At 67.4% G+C, this 2,468-nt stretch carries 2 protein-coding genes; one reads left to right on the top strand and one right to left on the bottom strand.

Annotation, left to right across the window (positions count from 1 at the left end; all coding sequences use genetic code 11):
- Positions 1 to 245, bottom strand: a 245-nt coding sequence (locus tag CKO25_RS20915) for a hypothetical protein (protein ID WP_207162428.1), incomplete at its 3' end; no start/stop codon positions are given.
- A gap of 216 nt (positions 246 to 461) precedes the next feature.
- Between CKO25_RS20915 and CKO25_RS20565 the strand changes: the two genes are divergently transcribed.
- Positions 462 to 2,204 (top strand): IS1182 family transposase, encoded by a 1,743-nt coding sequence (locus tag CKO25_RS20565; protein WP_207162425.1) that lies wholly within the window; start codon positions 462 to 464, stop codon positions 2,202 to 2,204.
- Positions 2,205 to 2,468 lie beyond the last annotated feature (264 nt).

The following is a 2,468-nucleotide window of genomic DNA, read 5'->3' as shown; positions in this document are numbered from 1 at the left end:
ATGGCCAACGCCCTATGCTTGAGCGTCAACCCCTCGACAGAGTCCATCACGCAGTAGCCGGTGCCGTGCGCACGGAAGAAGCTCTTGACGGTGACGATGCCGGGATGCTGATCGAAGCGGGCCAGCGCCGGGGGCGGGTTGTCGACGTTCGGCTGCCAACCGCAGCGCGGACAAGGCGTGGACGTGTGCGGTGTCCATCGGTGCGGTTGATCCTGATAACGGGGCGGCGCGGCCGTGACTATCAAACTTTAGCACACGGCTGGAGTCTCGCACTCCCCAGGCATGATGGAGCCATGTGCGCTGCAGCAGTTTTCCGGAACCCGTCGAGTGGAGCTCTGGCTCTCACAGGCTCTAGCTCCCACGCTGGAGAGACTGTGCAAATATTCAACCGCCCCTCACCAACGGGGCGGGAGTGGTAAAATACGCCGCATCGCCGCCGAGATCCCGCCGCCGGAGTGACCGTGGACGCACCGATGCCGACGCCCTGCCCACCGCCGCATCTGCCGCCCGAGCAGCTCGCCCTCCTGCCGCCGGGCGAGGATGAGGGCCCGCCCGCACCGAAGCGTGCCGCCGCCGCGCTGGCCGATGTCCTGCGCGGGCGGCGTTACAAGCGCGGCCTTGAGCCGAGCCAGCCGATGTTGCTGCCGCCGAGCGTGGAGGACGACATCGCAGAGGATAACCCGGCACGGGCGATCGGCGTCGATGTCGATCTGATGGTCGATGTCGGTGAACTGGGGTTCAAGCACGGTGCCGGGGCAGGTGGTGCGGGCCAACCTGCCTATGATCCGGCCGACCTGCTCAAGCTCTATCTCTACGGCTATCTGAACCGGGTGCACTCCAGCCGGCGGCTGGCCGCCGAGTGTCAACGCAACCTGGAGGTCATGTGGCTACTGAAGGGACTGCAGCCGGGCGACCACACGATTGCGGATTTCCGCAAAGACAACGCCAAGGCGCTCAAGGCGGTCAATCGCGAGTTCATGCTGCTGTGCCGTGAGCTGGGGCTGTACGGCGGCACCCGGGTCGGTCTGGACGGCAGTTTCTTCAACGGCAATGCCAGTGCGGGCAGTAACAAAACCAAACAGCAGCTCGAGCGCGAGCTGGCGGCACTGGAGCGCGACATCGAGCACTACCACGAGGCGATCGACACCGCCGATGCCGGCGAGGCGTCCGACCCCGCGCAGCCCACGCTCACTGCCGAGCAGCTCGCCGCGCTGCAGGAGCGTGCTCAGCGCCGGCGTGATCAGCTGAAGGTCCTCGCCGAGACCGGCGAGACGCAGCTCTCGCGCACCGATCCGGACGCTCGGCGGCTCACCAAAAACGGCAAGCAGGTCACCGGCTACAACGTGCAAGTCGTTGTCGACGATCGGCACGGCCTGATTCTGACCCACGAGGTCACCAACGCCGGCAACGACTACGGTCAGCTCACGGTGATGGCCGAGCAGTCCCGCCAGGCCCTCGCGGACAACGCCCCCGAGGGGGCGGAGGTCCCGTCTCCGGAGATCCTCGCCGACGGCGGCTCTTTCACCGAGGCGGAGATTGCGGCCTGCGAGGCACGCGGCCTCACCGTCTATGTCCCGCTGCCCGAGAAGAAGGGCTCGGCCCACGCCGAAGGTCGCCTGCCCGGCAGCGCCTTCCGCTACGACGCCGAGCTGGATGTCGACATCTGCCCGGCTGGCCGGCACCTCGCGCCGAGCGGGCAGCCCGCGGCCAAGAACGGTGTCCTGCGCCAGCGTTACCGCAGCGACGAGCGCGACTGCCGGGCGTGCCCGCAGCGCGACGCCTATCTGCCCGAGAAGACCCCGAGCCGGCAAATCTACCGCTCCGAGCATGCCGATGCCGTGGATCGCCACCGCGCGCGGATGGCCGCCTCCCCCGAGGCGATGCGCCAACGCGCTGCCCTCTGCGAACATCCGTTCGGGACGATGAAGCGCTGGCTGGGTTGGGATCACTTCCTGGTGCGCGGCTTCGAGAAGGTGCGTGGGGAAATGGCCCTATTGGTTCACTGCTACAACTTCCGACGACTGCTGAGTCTCCTCGGCGTCGAGGGCTTCATCGCCCTGTGCCGGGCGCACCGCGAAGCGGGCGCTGACGGGGATGGTCTCGGCGTGCGTTTTTGGGTGCTCCCCGGGGTGCTCGAGCGCCTCCGTGAGGCGATCGGTGCTCTTGCCGAGTGTTTTCGCCAGCCCGAGCTTGCTGTCGGGTGAACGCGCCCTGCGCCTGCTGCGGCGCGCTGATGCGCGAAAACGTGACGCCCTGCAGCGCGAGCGAATACTTGCACAGTCTCGATGTGTTCGCATGCAAGAAACCCGATTCGCGCGTGATCGCCCGATGATGCCGGATACCCCGCTGACTGATCTCGCATCGCTGCGCCGCCAGTACGACGGTTTTCTGCTCGATGCCTACGGGGTGCTGCTCGAGAGGGAGCGCGCCCTCCCGGGGGCGGTGGCGCTGCTCGCTGACCTGGAGCG

The organism is Thiocapsa imhoffii (genome assembly GCF_016583985.1).
In the GTDB taxonomy this organism is placed as follows: domain Bacteria; phylum Pseudomonadota; class Gammaproteobacteria; order Chromatiales; family Chromatiaceae; genus Thiocapsa; species Thiocapsa imhoffii.
Note: the sequence above shows the minus strand (reverse complement) of the source record. Positions and strands in the feature narration are given on the sequence as shown.